Raw genomic sequence first — 17,724 nt, 5'->3', positions numbered from 1 at the left:
GTGGAAAAGGTGACGCTCCGGGTGGGGCGTCACCTTTTATTATGGCTGAATTTTCGAATGGACAGATTATTGCTTGAAATCGACAGATAATTCTCGAGATCGGACAGATTATCATCAAGATTGGACAGATTAAGAATGAGATCGGACAGAATATCGCTTGAATTGGACAGATTATGATTTTAAACTCTTAAATCATTGTCCTAGTAAAGCTATTAACCGCTCTTTCCCAACAGAATGAACCAGTAATGGTATACGCGGACCGCTGCTGCTGTTCAAAACGAGCTGATAAATGATACTGAACAACCTTTTTTGGTTGTTTCTCTTCATTTTTGGATCATCCACATGACAAATATCGTACACTCTTCTCATCAAATCATCATCATGTAGATTAGCTGCAAACTCCAAAACACCAACGAAGCCTTCGACCCACTCCTTCTCCATATCAGTCAGTGAATCATAGTATTCATGATTCTTTTCTTCATTAACTCGATTCACTTTCTCAGGACACCAGTTTCTTAGCCAATACTCCGCCCGCGCACAAACTTCTCCTACCTCTTCCAACGTATACTCCTCATCTGTTTTTCCCAATACGTCACGCACTAATGACGCTTCAAAATTAACAAGCGGCAAGATACTCGCTACATGACTAAACTTTGGCGCGCGTTGTGTTTTAGAAGTCACAACGGACAACTCCAGCGCGGCCCTAATCTCCTCTTTCATCTGACCCTGACTAGCATCACTAACCCTCTCATATTCGGTATAATTTCGTATCACATCTTCATCCAACCCAATATGAAAAGAAGCGTTCGGCTGATACTTTGCAAACATAAACAGAATGACTTCAGGTGTATAAATTTTCAAAAGCTCTCCAGGTGTGATGTTATTGCCAGATGAACTCGACATTTTTGCACCCGTCCCTTTAATGCTGATAAAATCATACGGTTCATACTTGGGCGCTTGATGGTGAAAGATTTCAGAAACAATTTCCCTTGAAACTCTGTAACTTCCGGTAGCGGAGGAATGGTCCCTCCCTCCTGGTTCAAACACCACGTCCTCAGCCATCCACCTCATCGGCCAATCGACTTTCCAATTCAGCTTAACATTTGCAGCTTCCAAAACATTTTTTGCATTTAATTCTCCACACTCACACGCATAACTCAACACCTCATTTTGAAAATCTGTAACGCTCACTGTATCTTTTCCGCAAGCTTCACAATATACATTTACCGGGTAAAAGTTTTCTCGCTCCGTCTCACTTGGTCTCCCCGTCTTAAACGCCATTAAAATATCATAAATTTCATTTCTCTGTTGCAGAGCATGAAGAATAGGCACATTGTATCTTTTTGACCGATACTCTTCACTTTGATAAATAAACTCTGGGAAAATCCCAAATTGCTGCAACGATTGTTCGAACTCTTTTTCAAAATGCTCAGCGTACGAACCGTGGCATCCAAACGGGCATGGGATTTCAGAGTATGGCATGCCTATATATTTTGCAAAAGATGCGTCCACGTTCTGAGGGACTTTACGAAACCGATCAAAGTCATCCCATGAAAAGATGAAACGGGTTTGCTTTCCTAGCTGTTGCAGCGCTCTCACTACAAAATAAGTGGTTACCACTTCGCGAAAATTTCCGATATGAACCGAACCTGACGGACTAATGCCAGATGCGCAAACAAATGTCTTCTGATTTGGATACTTTTTAATTAATTCTTCTGCTATTCGATATGCCCAATGCATTATGTGATCACTCCTTTATTTTTTCAAAAGATAAGCAATGGCCGTTTCGCAAACTCTGTTGCTTTTAGAAGTGAATGATTTCCGTTCCAGGCTGCTCGCTTTCCGCGGGGCAGGCGGTGAGCCACATTCGGACGTTTCACTCTTAAGTGTCTCACCCGCCCTCCTGTCCTAGCCGAGAGTCTCGCACCTTGCACTACAATCATCAATCATCGAAGACAAAATTTGACAGCAACATTCTTTTATAAAGGAAAAACAAAAAAGCCCTCACCCCCAAGATTATTCATCTTGAGGACGAGAGCTTATTTAGCATTCGCGGTACCACCTCAGTTTGTTAATATGTCGCCATATCAACCTCTTCAGGTACGGCAATGATAAACAATCACTTACGTATACCCTATCTCTGTAACGGGAGATCCCGTTGTAGTATCAGCAAAGATATCTCTGCATCCGTACAAAGCTCAGAGTCTTTTTTCATTAAGTGAATTATTGCTCTTTCCCACCAAACAAGAGCTCTCTGAAAATAATGTGACTTAACTACTTTTCTCTTCATAGCCATAAATTGTTAAATTTTTATTAGTATAAGCAGTTTCGCGAGAGAAGTCAAAAGAATTTTTATGTTGATTTCTTAAATGTTCTTGAAAGAATGAAAAGTCCTAAACCTATTGAGAAGACAATTAAGCTAATATACCCATACTTGTATTCGTTCTCTTGAACCGTTTCATTACTCGTTTTTACGACAGGCTTTTCGGTTTGATTTTTGAGAAACTCCTCATAATACGCTTTGCTTTTGGCATTGTGGTGTTGTACTTTCCCATTAACATCTGAATCATCCCATTCGGTCCTCCGACTGGAGTTAAGTAGCTGAATTCCTTATTTTTATCAAGAAAAAGCAAAAACTCTCCACCGTCTTTTTGAAATTCATCTGCCCATCCCACATCATACCCATCAATGCCTGCCCTAATTTTCTGGGGTACATCTCCTTTATACACCTTTTGAATGTTGAATTCATAACTCGTAAACACTGAATTACTTCCTTCTGGTTTACTCGTAAAATCATACTGTCCAACTACAATTACTTCAGCCCTTTTATGAACTTCCTCTGGTTCAAACTCCACCCAGCTTGTTGCATAAGCTTCAGTAAAAAATAACATCATGTATAAGAAAACACTAACAAAAACAACGGATATTCGTTTGTCCACTAACGACCAGCCCCCTTTAATGAATTAGTCGATAAGCAACCTGAATTTGTTGCATCATAAAAAAAGGGATAGAGCCTTTAAGCTCCATCCGTAATGAATTATCTTATAAATGGTCTAATCTTCGGAAAGAGCTTTACAGCCGTATTGTAAAAAACATCCTCATGATGCTCCTCAGGTATGATTTCCTTTACGAAATCAATGTATGGCTGTACAGGCACAAGCGGCCAATCCGTTCCGAACAGGAACTTTTCATAGTTATCCGTAAACGTTAATGCATGACGCAAATGGTTAAAAAAGCGCGGTGAATCTTTGTATCTCGCAATATCTTCTCTCGTTCCTACGACAAGACCTGATAGATCGGCATACATGTTGCGATTCTTGTAAACTACTTCAGCACCGTCCAGTGTCCAAGGATCTCCGAAATGAGCCATCATAAAATTCACATCACGATGCATGACCGCTACTTCATCCAGTGTCAACGGATGAGAGTATTTCAATAAACCACGCTCTGAATATGTGTCTCCTGTATGGAAAACGACTGGTAAACGATATTTTGCTGCTAGTTTATAAACAGGCTGATACACTTCGTCATACGCGTAATACGGATAATAACCGAGATAGATCTTGATTCCGACGACCTCTGGTTTTTGCACCGTTTCTTCAAGTTCCGCTAATTCTTTTTCCCCCAGATGGTAAGGGTTGATTCCGGCACAATACACAACATTTTCAGGAGTTCGCGAACCGAGATCGATTCCCATTGGCGTTGGAGCAAGAGGGTCTGGGAAACCCTCTACCTCTTTTTCCGTCAGCCCCATCGCAATGCCTAATACGACCCCTGCTGCTTCATACTCTTTTACAATTCCCTCATAAGAGTAGTCCAGTTTGGACAGGTTTACTGCTGTATGTTTAAAGCTTTCAATGTTTGAGAAATGCATATGCGCGTCAATAATTTTCATGGACTCTTCCTTTCTAGACGAATCTCACTTTCTTTAAATCTTCTAATGCTGTATCCGGAATGACTTTATCATTAAAAACATAGAACACTGGCGACGTTACATGTGCAGCACCGTGTGCTAGACTTAACTTTTCCGAGTATCCGAGTTCCATTACTTCTAAGTTGATGTAAGAATCTAAACTTGTCAGGTTCTGATTTGCTACCACCTGCAACAAGCTTTCGTGATTATCAGAACCATAAACTACACTTCGGTCGATCGTCATCTCCTGCTCGCCTTTCCCTCCATAAACCATCGCCCACTCGCCGCTTTCACTCTGGAAGCTTCCCCAGCTTTTTGTCAGTTCTGGCCCTGGTTTTAAGAAACAGCCTGTGTAAAAATTCTTTCCATTCAGGTAGCTTCCTGTATTTTGTTCGATTTCCGTCGTATGACACAAAACCGGAACACCCGGCAGCAGTAAGAAATATTGGTGAATGTCTAGTCCTTTAAACGTTTCGTGCTTTTCATAGGAAGTCGAAACTTTAATCCCTTTCCATACGTTCCCTTTGTCATCCTCTTTTTCAACAAAACCAACCGTGGTCTTCTCTTTTAATAGAGAATTAAGACTCGTGCCTTCTACAAGACCCGCGATTCCTCCAAACCACGGATTCCACCAAGATTTTGGTGCGGGCTTTGGAAAAGATGAATCCATCCACTCATGTTTGTTGTACTGAAGAGAGAACAGTGTTGGTGCGAACTGAGCAGAAGCAGAAATGGCAATCTCACCATTATCTACACATAGCACTTCGAGATCGTCCTTCACCGTCTTCTCAAACTGAACAGGCAGATCCTTCACAATAAATGCAGCTGATTGTCTCGTAATATCGATAGAATCCAGATTCATTTTAGCTGTAAGGACATGAACACCTTTATCGTTTGGCACTTGTACATCAAATTCAGCACTTCTCAATTCTTCCTCTGACGCAAAAAGGTGACTTTGCAGAATCTCATCATTCAGTTTCATCTCAATGAATCCGTTAAAAAAGGAAGACTTGTAATCTTGTGCTACAGCCTTGATGTGGTTGCCACTTACAAAAGGATTTCCGTTATTAACAGATAGCGTCATATGATTTGTTAAGCTCAGTGAGGGCTTATCATTCTTTTGCATCGCATATTCTCTGAATGACTGCCATTCTCCGAAAGCACCAATCGTCAACGTTACGGGTTTTGTTGCGACTGTCTGTTGTGCAGCAAGCTTTCCAAAGTGATGTTCAAAGTACATAAACCAGTTTGAAAAGTGAACCTTTTCATCAATTGGCCATGAAATTCCTCTAGGATTGTTCTGCCCTCTTAAGAAGATCCAGTTTTCCGTCAGCTTATTGTTGTTCCAATAAGTTAAGAAGGACCCCATTGAGTCGTTAAGCTCCATATATTTTCCATCATACGGCAGAACAGCTCGATCAAGCATACGGCACATGATCGGGGAATTTAACCACACTTCATCTGTGGATTCAGCTTCACTCATATTCGTAACCTCATAATGCTGTTCCACTAGCCCTTCGCTATAAAGTTTCACGATCGTTGCTAACTGCAGACCAAGAAACGCCTGTGACTGAAACGTTGCCCTAAACCCTGCATATCCTTCATTCATAAGTGGTTCGATCTTTTCCGGACGAAGACGGGAGATTTCTTCAGAAAAGGGTTTACCGAGCTTCGGTACCATAAAAGCCATCTTATAATCCACATCCGCTTTACCCGGTATAATCCAGTTGTTGAATTTATCAAGTTTCAATTGATATTGCCCATTGTACACGTGATAAAAGGCATCACATTCACCTGTAGACTTTGCTCCGATTCCTTTTAATGCCGTGCCGATTCTTTTCGTAAAATGAACTCTGCTGTCATCTTGCTTTGTTGCTGTAATCTGAAGATCAGCTGAGTAAAATCCGTGCTTTAACAGCGTGAAAGGAACGGGTACAGATTGTTTTGATTTTGGTGCTAACACAACACTTATACTGTGATTATCGATTTGAACCAACTCTGATTGTGGCAGTTCAACGTTAAATTTCACTTCTTCATTAAAGTTGTTCTCAAAGTTCAGGTATAAAGAATACGATTTGCCGATAAAACTGAGGTGTTCAGGCAGGGTACAGTCCAGTTTAACGGGATACTTAGGTCGGATTCCTACTTTAAACTCTGCTTTTTTGCCGTTGATCGTAAGTAAGGACTTGACTGCTGGATGCGTTCTCCACACACTTTGTTCTTCTGTAATGGGGTTCACGGTAAAAGGAACCTTCACGCATTCCTCTTGTTGAACACTTACTTTTCTTGAAGATGCAAATTGAACATTCTTGTCGTTCATTCCTTCCATTTCAACTGTTAGTGGTTTACCTGACTTATTTGTAATATGGTATTGAACCGTATAATCTGATCCAAAAACTAAATTAAAATTCTCCACCGTTGCGGTGATCTTATAATCGTCTGTTTCGATGGAACGAAGCCCTCTTCCGAAGCGCTCAAACTCCATCTTCAAGTTGCCTAACGTATCATGTTTCCACGAGTATTCATAAAAATGAAAGTCGTTTTCTTTCTTGCCGTCTGGAACGGTCTCAATTCTTCGAGTACTGTTTTCGTACCAGTGTCCGTCAGCAAAATAATCTTGCACAACTTCAGTCTGCAAAACAGACGGCATAAAATTCATTAAGTGCGTCGTATCATCACGATCTTCCCAGAAAAAACCACATTTTTTATATAGTGGAACAGCCTTTGTATTTCCTGGCCAGGTATAAAGATCCAAACGCGGCCATTTCAGATCAATCGCCTTTTGTAGTGCCTTTCGTACAAGCTTCTTGCCGATCTTCTTACCATGATAGTCTCCTCTAACATTTAACAATGGTATATAGAGTGCCCCTTCATCTTCACGGTACTCACCGAGACTGCAATAGCCTACTACTTGCTCGCCATCAAGCGCTAAATACAAATGAAGATTGGCTGAGTTGGCTTCCTGTTTCAGAACTTGCTCGGCTGTCATAATGGTGTTGCCGCCGCCCCATCCGTCTTGGCTCTTATTCCACATTTCAGCGACTCTAGCTGCATAGCTCGGATCATATTCCACAATCGTAATTTGATCGGTAACTTGTGTGTTTAGTACTTCCATTTTTTTGGCCTCCAGTCGATTTTAAGTATTCTTACCGTTAGAAACTCCACCTTTTTTGCGTGACTTTCTGAATTGAATCATGTTCAACACTCCTTTTAAATAGAAATTCCAAATCCTTAGTTGCCTTTGAAAGCAGTTGATTTCCGTTCCAGGATGCTCGCTTTCCTTTCCGCGGGGCAGGCGGTGAGCCACATTCGTTACGTTTCACTCTTAAGTGTCTCACCTACCCGCCTGTCCCGCAGGAGTCTCGCATCCCTACACTTCAATCAATTTGACAAATGAGGAAAATAAAAAATACAAAAAGCCACCCGGATTTCTTGGGTGACTTTTCGCAATTTGGCTAAAAAAGCACAAAAAGGCCCCAGAATGCATACACATCCTGAGGCTCTAGTTCACATCATTTTGTAGTCAGATTGAGATCCCATAAAGAAGGTTGTGTATTGGACAATATGAAATTGTTTTGCAGTTTCATAGAATTTAATCATGTCCAACGCCTCCTTTACTTGTAATTTTTTCCTTACCTTCATCATTGTAAAACAGATAGATATAAAAGTAAATGTATTTTCTGAATATTTATATTTTATATTAAGACTCTATTTTTATTACAAAAGATTTTTTCTACGATACACACTCAGCACAACACCCATCAAGATGGAGTTAAGTAAGATCGGCATCAATCCATAACTAATAAATGGCAATGACATCGTTGTAAGAGGGAAAAAACCGAATGCCATGCCGATGTTACTTACCATTTGGAATAGAAATAATGCTACGCCACCAATGATTAAAAGCTTTCCGAACGAATCTTTTACTTGCTGTGTAACCATGATCATTCTTGCTAGGACTAGTGAAAGGATAAACGCAATGATGATTGCAGCCAACCAGCCAAAATGATACGTGATGCTTACAAAGACAAGATCGGTATGTGCTTCTGGGATAAAATTCTGAACACCATTCCTTCCACCAAACCACCCTGCTTTAGACATCACTTCTTTAATATGCAGAACAAGATACCCAGCTCCTTCAGCATCTTTTTCAGGCTGTAAAAACCCCATGATCCTATCTTTTATATAATTAGATTGATACTTCCATGTTAAGATGCCCGTTAAAATCAGTGAAACGATCGTAATGGCTGACACAGAGGCTTTCTGTCCAAATGAAAATTTACTCCACCACAACATCGACAACACCATCGCAAAATATAAATAAGTGGTTGAGAGACTAGGAATTTGAACAAACAATAACAGTGAAAAGAGGAAAAGAAGTACGAAATGCCAGACTTTAAAGGAATCTCGGTTAAAGAAACAAGCCCAAGCCGCCATAAAGAAAGGAAGTGCAAATAAACTTTCAATCGATAGCGGTCCAATATTTATATGAGGTATGCCGTTTATAATCGTGTTTGAGAAGAGGAATAACGTTAAAAGCAGTAAAGATCCTGCACTATAAAACATCCACCCGTATTTCTGCAACTTTCGATATTCAACGAACATGAGTCCAATCGTAAACGTCATCCCCATTAAAACACATACCACTTTGCGCATTATAAGAAAACTGTTCCCATATCCAAGAGAGACGAGAGGCAAAAAGCCAAGCAAAAGGATAGCACCAACTAACCCGATCAACAGCCAATCCACTCGTGGCCGATGAATCTTATTTAATTGAATCCCCAGTGTTACAGGGCTTCCCATTTGCTCGATTGCTTTTTGCTCTGCTTCCTTTTCCGTAAAGCCTTTGTTTATCCACACTTTTTTTGCTTCCTTCACATGATGATTCAGCTCATATGATACATGCTTTCTTGCTTCCTTCGAATGGATCTGGCTCGTAACCTCCCTTAAGAACGACCTTCTGTGATCTTCCATTCTGCTCCCCCTATCCATTGCTGCATTAAGACTTCTGAACGACTTTCTTTCTGCTCCGTTTGTTTTAATAACTTTTTACCTTTGTTCGTCAGTACATAGTATTTTGCTCCGTCTTTTTCAATCCCCTTTGTTTGCAGTACTCCCTTATTTTCTAAGCTGTGCAGCAGAATATATAGCGCTCCTTCGTTATCCTCAAAGTGTCTCATGCCTCGCCCTCTTAACAAATTCGCTAACTGATATCCTGTTTTTTCCTTACTCAAAAGCTGAAGAATGCTTATAATGACATCTTCCTTATTTTCTTGGTTATGTATTTTGTTTTGTATGATTGTGCGATGTTTTTCGGTAAACCTGACTTGAGAAAAAGTCTTTTCGTTCATGATCTTTTTTAAGTTTTTTAAACGATTCTCCATTTTTAACCCTCCAAACGTATTTTCAAAAGCTCTTTTGATCGTCTTAGTCTCGTTTTTACTGTATTATCACTAACCTCTGTCATCACCGCGATTTCCTTGATCGGCAGCTCTTCATAATAAAAGAGAAACACGACTTCTCTATATGTAACGGGTAGTTTCATGATTGCATCAATCAGCTCATCATCTTCTTCTCTTCGGACCACCTGTTGTTCAACTAAGTCATTCTTGGTTCCATGATTTTTATACTCTTCTTCTGTGATGACGACTTTATTGTTGTACCAGCTTTTTAAGTAATCTTTACAATGGTTGATCGCAATTCGCCACAACCACGTTTTAAACTTGGCTTTTCCGTTATATGTATGAAGACTGTTGTAACACTTAACAAAAATATCTTGTGTTAAATCTTCGGCAACGGTTTTGTTGTTCACGTAAGAGTAAACGAGCTGCAATAAATCTTGACCGTGTTCGTTCATTGCTTCACTCAAAACGTGTTCTTTGTTTTCCGTATGCAGCACACCTGCTGATATTTCTTCCATATGGATCCCCCCTCTCCTATTATTAGACGACTCCCTGTAATTGCAAGTTTTTGTTAAAAGAAAAAAAGCACAAAAAAGAACAGCGTCTATTAAACGCTGCTCTACGTCTTAACCGCGAAACCGATATGCAGGCATTCCCTTCACGCCTGGCTTAACTTTAAATACACCGCCTGCTTCAGGATATCGATGCAAGTTCTCGGCACTTGTGTCCTTTCTTGCTGTTGTCACATACAGTTCATCGAGATTTTCTCCTCCAAACGTGCATGAGGTAACGTTTAAAGATGGAATCGGAATCGATAAAAGTTGTTCACCTGTTGTTGGATCCCAGCGTGATATTTGCGCTCCACCCCAATGAGCGATCCACAGCATACCATCGTTATCAATCGTCATTCCATCAGGAGCACCGACACCGTCTGGAAAAGCGATCACTTCAGTCGGATTCTCGATGTGACCGGTTTGTAAATCATAATCAAACCTAGTCACCTTTTTTGTTGGTGTGTCAATGAGGTACATCGAATTTTGATCAGGAGACCATGCCAAACCATTTGAAATAGTAAGGTTGCTTCTCTTTTTTTCCACGGCAAGATCTGTACCTAGACAATATAGGGAGCCTGCTTCTTTTTCTTCACTTAAACTCATCGTCCCCGCCCAAAAACGTCCGAACGGATCACACTTACCGTCGTTAAAACGATTCTCAGGCAAATGACTTTCAGGATCATGGATGAACGTTAATTCTTCGGTTTCAAGATCTAAGAAATGAAGTCCCTTTTGAAGGGCTACTACCAAACTCCCTGACTTACTTGGCGCAACTGTTCCAACCATTTGTTCCAACTGAATCTCTCTATTTTTATGAGTACGCGGATCGTAAACATTTACCTTTTTATCTAGAATGTTAACCCAATAAAGGACGTTCTGTTCCGAATCCCAGCAAGGCCCTTCTCCTAACATAGCTTTTGCGGGAATAACTAATTCTGCTTCACTGTTAAACATGACAACCTCCTCTAAACCTAGTTTAATAAGCCTTTTATTTGCTTACAGTATATCATGAGTGCACGTTCTATAAGTGATTGTTGCAGATATAGAGTGAATGCAGGTATGAATGTGTAAAAAACAGGGCATCTTATGATGTTTTTTCGTTTTAGAGTAATGTATGTTCGTTAACCGGTTGTATTTTTACACCATAAAACGATATGTACACTTTGTTATCCTTTTGCTACATACCCCATACCGTATGAATCCAGAAATTATGATTGTCATTCCACAAATTTTGATCTTTATTCCACAAATTTACCCATTAATTCCACGAGTTTTGCTCATTTATCGACGAGTCTACATATTTCGACATCATCAGAACACTCAATATACAAAAAAAGTGACGGATACCCCCGTCACTTCCCGCTTTATGCTGTTTCTCTTTCTTCACCTACACGCTTAAATTGACTTTCCTTTGTAAGTTGTTGAGACAAACTGGAGAGCAAAGCTCCAACCTGATAAGCCTGCTTGATTTTTTCGTTTTGTTTAAGGGATGTAACAGACATCTCTTCTGAACTTGCCAGTGTTTCTTGAGAGATGCTTGAGAACTGGATAGCTGCCGATTCGATTTCAGGCAAGGCGACTTTTAACTCAGAAAGTGCAGCACTCATTTCACACATCTGCTCATTGTTTTCTACTACTGAATTCATCAGGTATTGTATGAATTCGGTTGTATGCTGCACCTGTTGTAAATGAGAATGGTTTCTTTCACCAAGAATACGTGATTCCTCAATGGCTTGCAGAGCTGTTTCATTCATTTGATTAACCGTTGCAATGATATCAGCCGCTGCTTTACTCGATTGATCGGCTAACTTGCCTACCTCATCAGCGACGACCGCAAAGCCTCTTCCAGCCTCACCTGCTCTAGCCGCTTCAATCCTAGCATTAAGCGCTAGGAGTTTTGTCTGTTCGGAAATATCCTTGATGGTCGAAATCACCTGTTGAGAGTGGTTGGAGTAGCTCCCCATCTCATCAATGATTTGGTTCAGATGTGTAAAACGATCATGGTTGTTATGAATTTCTGCAACGAGCTTTTCTACTTTCTCTTTGCCTGAGACAGCATTTTGGTTCATAGCAGAAAACTCATTCATAACTTTGAAGACGTTTTTGTTCAGCTCACTCACTTTTTCTTGCATATCTGTAAAAAGGCGAACGCTGTTCAGTGAGCTGCTTGCTGTTTCTTTTGCACCCATTCTTACGTTCTCAATTCTTTTAAGAAGCTGTTCATTATAATGATTGGCTTTGTTGTAAGTATGTTCTAACTCAACGCCTTGAGCCGTTAGTTCACCTGAGATATGCTGAATTTGATGATGGACATTCTGGATAAACGTCATCATTTGATTAAAGCTTTCAATTAATCTTTGAATCTCAATATGTTTGGATTGATAATGTACAGTGTGCTGAAAATCACCTTTTCGTACAGACTTCATGACTCTGCTAAGCGCGGATAACGGTGACGTGATGCTTCTGATCACGAGAATGATGACCGCTGCTGTTAAAAGGATGCTTATGAACACAGCAACCGCTATAAAGTTTCGCAACTCATAGATTGGCTGCATATAGCTTTCGGCTTCAACAGCGATCACATAGATTCCGTTCAACTCTTGAATTTGTTTAAAGGCAAGTGTAAATTCCTTGTCGCCAATCTCTGTGTGCAGCACACCGTTTTCAAGCTGATTGATCTGCTTCTTTAGATCTGGGGTTAATGCAATACCATCTTTTCCTTTGTTTTTATAGGATGTTGCCGATTCGTTATGTAATAAAAAGATACTTGCTGACATGTCGTCCTGCTGAAGACCGACGTACTGTGTATTTATGCTCTCACCTAACCGTTTATTGAACATGTTTTCATCACGTATAAAGCTGAACTTTAAGTTCTTTGCAATGTCATATGTTGTCTCCGTCTCTCGTTCTAATCTATTTTCAATAATTGTTCGTGTTGTTTCTGATGCCTTATTGTAGCTGAACATTCCCACGACGGAAATGGTTACAACAACAAGTGAAAGCATCATAACTAACAGCTTTGTTTGTAAGTGAAGTCTAAACTTAATTGGATTAGGAAGCTTTAGGTTCATAAATCCTTGTAACTTTTTTATGTAATGTAATACCTTCTGCAAACTAGCCACCCCTTTTGTCTATGTATAGAAATTATGACAATATTTACTAAGGAGTGGTGTTAAGGTTATGTAAAAAATTTGTAAAGGTCTAAAGTCCTATTCTAAAAATCATCTCTATTCCATATTCGCCATTATAATTTTCACCTTTATACTTGAATCCGGCTTTTTTATATAAAGATATAGCTCCACCATTCGTTTCATGAACGGTTAAAATAATCTCATTTTTATCATCGTATTGCTGTTTCACTATTTTCGGAAGCACTCGCAACGCCTCCAGCGCATAGCCTTTCTTTTGATAGCGTACATCAATTGAAAAGGATTTTAAAAGAATGGCATGCTTGTTGTTTGTGTAGATATTGCCTGATGAATCTGTGTAAAGCGCAAAACAGCCTACGAGTTGATTACCATAACAGATAACAAATGGCTTGTTAAAGATATCGTTTTGAAAAGTATTAAGCACTTCAAGAGGCATTGAAGTATATAAAGCTTGTTCAGCAGGTAAGCAGTACTGCTGAACAGCCTGAAGATCTTCATCCTTATACTTTCTAACTTCCAACATTAGCTCCCCTCCTTTTTTAGAAACAAGGATTTTACTATCAAACAAAGAATAATCTGTTATGAGGTAGAGTAAGTCCCTACTTGTTTTTTATTTCTTCTAAAAGAGAAATCATTTTTTCATTCTGTAAAATAATCGTTTCATTCTGTTTCCTAAATTTTGCTGCGTCAAACAGAAAAACAACGAGTATGATTACGATAAAAAATTCCATTGTGTCACCTCTTCCTCTATATCTAAATGTTAACATAAATATCCAAATCTATTTAAGGAGAACATAACATGAACACTACTTTATTCACCTCACCTATCATTCTAGAAAATGATCTTATACAGCTTGTTCCGATGGAGTTGGAACACTCTGTACCTCTGCACAATATTAATCAAATCGATCATTGGGCTTATATGTTAACTAAAATTCAGACACAACAAGATATGGATCACTGGGTGAGAAATGCAGTTATGCTCCGCGAGCAAGGAATGGCTCACCCCTTTGTTGTTGTCCTCAAAAAAACAAATGAAATTGTCGGTACTACCCGTCTATATGAAATAAATACTGCTCACCGGTCATGTGAAATAGGCTCAACCTGGTACGGAAAAGACTATCAGCGAACATTTGTAAACTCTTCATGCAAGCAATTGCTGCTCACATACTGCTTTGAAACGTTAAACTTTATACGTGTACAGTTTAAAACGGATGAAAGAAACATTCGTTCACAAAAAGCGATTGAGCGCTTAGGTGCTACAAAAGAAGGCGTGATGAGGAACGAACGCATTCTATCAGATGGATATATACGAAATGCCGTTCTCTATTCAATCACGAAAGAAGATTGGAAGAGTGTCAAACAAGGGTTTGTTGATAGAGAAAAGTATTATCTATCAACTAAACATGTGTAACGCGAGCTGTTCATATAAAAAAGCCTGCAGGACTTCTTCTGCAGGCCTTTACTATTAATCGGTCGTATGGCTTGGTTCTTCTGGTATTAAGATATGCCCGTTCTTCTCTTTGTTCAACATCACTTGCAGTATGGATGCTGTCAACTGACTCGGCTGATACGGTTTAACTAAATACCCTGCTGCACCTAAATTAAGACCTCTCTGCTTTTCATCAAGTGCTGACGAAATAAAGATTGGAATGTCCTTCATGCCAGGCATGCTTTTCAGTGTTTCAATCACTTGCCAGCCATTCATTTTGCCTTGGAGTAAAATATCAAGAACGATTGCTTCTGGCTTTGTTTCTTCAACCACCTTCAAAGCCTCTTCACCCGTGTTAAACTGAGCGATATGAAAACCGTGCTCCATTAATTCTTCTGTTATCAGTCCTGCAAGGTGTCTGTCATCCTCAATGATAATGATATCCACTTTCTGACCCTTTGTGTGAGTAAGAGAGGCATTTACATACACATCTTCAATTAATGGGAACTTTACAGTAAAAGTACTTCCTTCTCCTATGTTAGATTCTACAGAAATGTGACCTTGGTGTACTTTAACAATCTCTTTAACGATGGCAAGACCAAGTCCTGTGCCCCCGATCTTCCTGCGGTCAGAGTTATCCACTCTGTAGAACTTCGTAAACAGATTCCCAATCGCAGACTTAGGGATTCCGAGGCCTTCGTCTTTAATATCAATGATTAGGTGATTTTCGTTATTGCGTAAAGTAATCTGAACGTTACCGCCATCAGGAGAATATTTAACAGCGTTCGAGATCAGGTTCATGAACACTTGAGAAAGCTTGTCTCGGTCACCGAACACCGATAGCTTTTCCGTTTGGATATCTACGTCAAACACGTGTTTTTCACTATTCACTCGCTGTATGTCGATGACGTCTTGGATAATGGGCAGAATTGAGTGATACTTTTTATCAAATTCCTGGTTTCCGCTCTCCATCTTCTGAACGTCAAGGAAATCGTTAATGAGTGACGTTAGCCTGAATGCCTCTTGGTGAATCGTTGTTAAGTATTTCTTCTGCCGCTCTGGTTTCAACTCTCGTGTCAGCATCAGTTCTGTAAATCCTAAAACGCTTGACAGCGGTGTACGAAGTTCATGACTGACGGTTGTTACGAATTCTGACTTCATCTGATCGACTTCATATTCTTTTGTGATATCACGGTACACAATGACCGTACCGAGCTTTGTATCGTTTTGAATCAGGCTCTCTGAATAGATTTGAATAACTCTCTTTTCATCACCTTCTAGTTCAAACACGTACGAAATGCCGACGTCGTTCTTTTCATGAACCGCGTTCTCGATAAAAGAGAGAAGTTCATGTGCGCTATGAACCCTTCCTTTCAAGCGACTGGTCCACTCCTCAAAGCCCATGCTCGTTAACTGTTCTGGGTTATCGCAATTCATGATCTCACAAAATTTTTGATTAGAAGAGATGATCTTGCCGTCGTTGTCAATGAGTTGGATTCCCTCATGAATGCTGTTCATTACATTCTTCATGGTAACACGCTGTTTCTCACTATCTTCATACAGCTTCAGCTTCTCTAAAGAAAGAGCAACTTGACGGGCTAGACCTTGGTATTCTGTTACCTCATCACATGAATAGGATGAACCAATACGAGAAAGAACCATAACCGCCAGGATTTCACGTTTTCCTGAAAAAATAGGAATATACAGATCACCTGACTTAAACGGTTTATCAATATATCCTTTTTCAGATTCAGATGTTTCTCTCATCACTTGGTACGACAAGGTGCTTTCCTTTAGCCGGACTAGCATTCCTGAGTCTGGAAAATGCTCTAAGAATTGAATCCGCTCCCGATCTGACAGCCCAACAGTAGCCGTTTCGCTGCCTTCAATCAACCAGATCAATCCTTTACTAGAATACGTAATCTCCATCATGTTATTGACGATACTCTTTAAGAGCTGGTGCTTATCAAGCGTATTGGAGATAGAGTGGATAAAAGAGTTCATTCGGAGCAGCATCTTTTCGTTCTGTTCTGCTATTGTTAGTGCTTCACGAAGCTTTTCTTGCTGTTCGTTTAGTTCGTCTTGCTGAGCCGCGAGTTCTTCGTTCTGAGCGATCAACTCTTGTTCATTGTTCTGAATTCCTCTGATCATTTTTTCAAATGCTTGAGACAGCACACCGATTTCATCAAGTCTGTTGGTGTACGGAACATTTGTAACAAACTCTCCGTTTGTAATCTGGGTGGAAATGTCGGCAATTTTCCGAAGAGGGTTTCCGAACTGCTTCATCATCATACGAATTAATCCAAAGAACGACAGTACCATAAAGATGAGAAAGGAAAAATAGATCAATTGACTCGTACTTGTTTTTTCATCTTTTTTCGTATAGACCTCATCGATCTCTTTTTGAACCTCTGTCTCAAATGAATCAAGGGTATTTAACACATCGTATACGCGCTTTGTACCACCCTCTTCTTGCGACATATTTATAATTGCATCAATTTCCCCTTCACGCTTATGTTGAATAGCACGCGGAAGTAAGTCATAAAAGTACGTATCGGTAAACGCGTTTACCTCTGCTAACACTTCTTGGTCCCGACTTGACGTATACGTTTTTTTAAATGTTGCGAGGTCCGTCTCAATCTGTTTTTCTTTCTGTCCGATTCTATCCAAGAAAGACTCTGAACCAAAAGCAAAGTAACCTCTAGAATCAAACATAACCGAATTCAAATCCTCTTTCATACCTTCTACAAAGTTCAGTTTCTTCTGCTTGGCTGAAATCTCTGTATCAAGCGATTCTGTTAAGTTGATATGGTAGAGCCTCAGGGAGACCATACCGGATAATAGCAGGATTACAAAAGTGATATTAATGACGATTACTTTCCTGCCTAGACTTCGTTTAAAGTAGTTACGCACCTAGTATCTCCCCTATCGTTTCAAGGAGCTGCTGAGGACTGAACGGTTTTGACATGAAATAATCAGCTCCTGCTTCCTTCATCCGTTCTCGGTCTGATTGCTGATTTTTGGCTGAAAGAATCATCATTTTCATTTCTTTCTTATTTAAGACGGCCCTCGTTTTCTCAACAACCTCCAGTCCCGTCATCCGCGGCATCATATAATCCAATATGACAAGATCGTAGTCGTTCTCTGACAGTTTTTCATAGGCTTCCTGTCCGTCTACTGCCTCATCGATCTCATATCCTTCGTCTTCTAGCGTATCAAGAACAAGCATACGTAAAATTTCTTCATCCTCTGCTAAAAGAATTCTTGCCATGGA

General features: G+C 40.0%; 15 protein-coding genes and 1 other annotated feature. Of the genes, 1 reads left to right on the top strand and 14 read right to left on the bottom strand.

The window, feature by feature from the left end; all coding sequences use genetic code 11:
- Window positions 1–192 precede the first annotated feature (192 nt).
- From lysS to AWM68_RS21955, 12 genes are all read right to left on the bottom strand, one after another.
- Window positions 193–1,740, bottom strand: a complete 1,548-nt coding sequence (gene lysS, locus AWM68_RS01455) for a lysine--tRNA ligase (RefSeq protein WP_066236311.1) — start codon at window positions 1,738–1,740, stop codon at window positions 193–195.
- Between the two features lie 23 nt (window positions 1,741–1,763).
- Window positions 1,764–1,895, bottom strand: a complete 132-nt coding sequence (locus AWM68_RS21960; protein WP_269446772.1) for a hypothetical protein — start codon at window positions 1,893–1,895, stop codon at window positions 1,764–1,766.
- A gap of 129 nt (window positions 1,896–2,024) precedes the next feature.
- Window positions 2,025–2,299: a binding site (T-box leader), on the bottom strand.
- Between the two features lie 172 nt (window positions 2,300–2,471).
- A complete protein-coding gene (locus AWM68_RS01450) occupies window positions 2,472–2,939 on the bottom strand; it encodes a hypothetical protein (protein ID WP_066236310.1) in 468 nt (155 codons plus the stop codon).
- 98 nt (window positions 2,940–3,037) lie between these two features.
- Entirely contained in the window at window positions 3,038–3,895 is an 858-nt protein-coding gene (locus AWM68_RS01445) for an amidohydrolase family protein (protein WP_066236309.1), read from the bottom strand.
- A gap of 13 nt (window positions 3,896–3,908) precedes the next feature.
- Window positions 3,909–7,028 (bottom strand): GNAT family N-acetyltransferase, encoded by a 3,120-nt coding sequence (locus AWM68_RS01440; protein WP_066236308.1) that lies wholly within the window; start codon window positions 7,026–7,028, stop codon window positions 3,909–3,911.
- 602 nt (window positions 7,029–7,630) lie between these two features.
- On the bottom strand, window positions 7,631–8,887 hold the full coding sequence (locus AWM68_RS01435) for an FtsW/RodA/SpoVE family cell cycle protein (protein WP_066236307.1): 1,257 nt from the start codon (window positions 8,885–8,887) through the stop codon (window positions 7,631–7,633).
- Entirely contained in the window at window positions 8,860–9,297 is a 438-nt protein-coding gene (locus AWM68_RS01430; RefSeq protein WP_082820518.1) for a PadR family transcriptional regulator, read from the bottom strand. Before AWM68_RS01430 ends, AWM68_RS01435 begins: the two co-directional genes overlap by 28 nt.
- Before the next feature lie 2 nt (window positions 9,298–9,299).
- A complete protein-coding gene (locus AWM68_RS01425; protein ID WP_066236306.1) occupies window positions 9,300–9,833 on the bottom strand; it encodes a sigma-70 family RNA polymerase sigma factor in 534 nt (177 codons plus the stop codon).
- A gap of 108 nt (window positions 9,834–9,941) precedes the next feature.
- Window positions 9,942–10,823 (bottom strand): SMP-30/gluconolactonase/LRE family protein, encoded by an 882-nt coding sequence (locus tag AWM68_RS01420; RefSeq protein WP_066236305.1) that lies wholly within the window; start codon window positions 10,821–10,823, stop codon window positions 9,942–9,944.
- Between the two features lie 410 nt (window positions 10,824–11,233).
- Window positions 11,234–12,982, bottom strand: a complete 1,749-nt coding sequence (locus AWM68_RS01415) for a methyl-accepting chemotaxis protein (protein ID WP_066236304.1) — start codon at window positions 12,980–12,982, stop codon at window positions 11,234–11,236.
- An 88-nt stretch (window positions 12,983–13,070) separates the two neighbouring features.
- Entirely contained in the window at window positions 13,071–13,541 is a 471-nt protein-coding gene (locus AWM68_RS01410; protein WP_066236303.1) for a GNAT family N-acetyltransferase, read from the bottom strand.
- Between the two features lie 76 nt (window positions 13,542–13,617).
- Window positions 13,618–13,749: a hypothetical protein gene (locus AWM68_RS21955; protein ID WP_269446771.1), complete on the bottom strand. Its 132-nt coding sequence runs from the start codon at window positions 13,747–13,749 to the stop codon at window positions 13,618–13,620.
- A 68-nt stretch (window positions 13,750–13,817) separates the two neighbouring features.
- Between AWM68_RS21955 and AWM68_RS01405 the strand changes: the two genes are divergently transcribed.
- Window positions 13,818–14,432, top strand: a complete 615-nt coding sequence (locus AWM68_RS01405; RefSeq protein ID WP_066236302.1) for a GNAT family N-acetyltransferase — start codon at window positions 13,818–13,820, stop codon at window positions 14,430–14,432.
- Between the two features lie 54 nt (window positions 14,433–14,486).
- Here the strand turns inward: AWM68_RS01405 and AWM68_RS01400 are convergent, their stop codons facing one another.
- Together AWM68_RS01400 and AWM68_RS01395 are read right to left on the bottom strand one after the other, a co-directional pair.
- On the bottom strand, window positions 14,487–17,363 hold the full coding sequence (locus AWM68_RS01400) for an ATP-binding protein (protein ID WP_066236301.1): 2,877 nt from the start codon (window positions 17,361–17,363) through the stop codon (window positions 14,487–14,489).
- Window positions 17,356–17,721: a response regulator transcription factor gene (locus AWM68_RS01395; protein WP_066236300.1), complete on the bottom strand. Its 366-nt coding sequence runs from the start codon at window positions 17,719–17,721 to the stop codon at window positions 17,356–17,358. The genes AWM68_RS01400 and AWM68_RS01395 overlap by 8 nt, the downstream gene beginning before the upstream one ends.
- Window positions 17,722–17,724: the final 3 nt, after the last annotated feature.

Source organism: Fictibacillus phosphorivorans (assembly GCF_001619875.1).
Lineage (GTDB): Bacteria > Bacillota > Bacilli > Bacillales > Fictibacillaceae > Fictibacillus > Fictibacillus phosphorivorans_B.
Note: the sequence above shows the minus strand (reverse complement) of the source record. Positions and strands in the feature narration are given on the sequence as shown.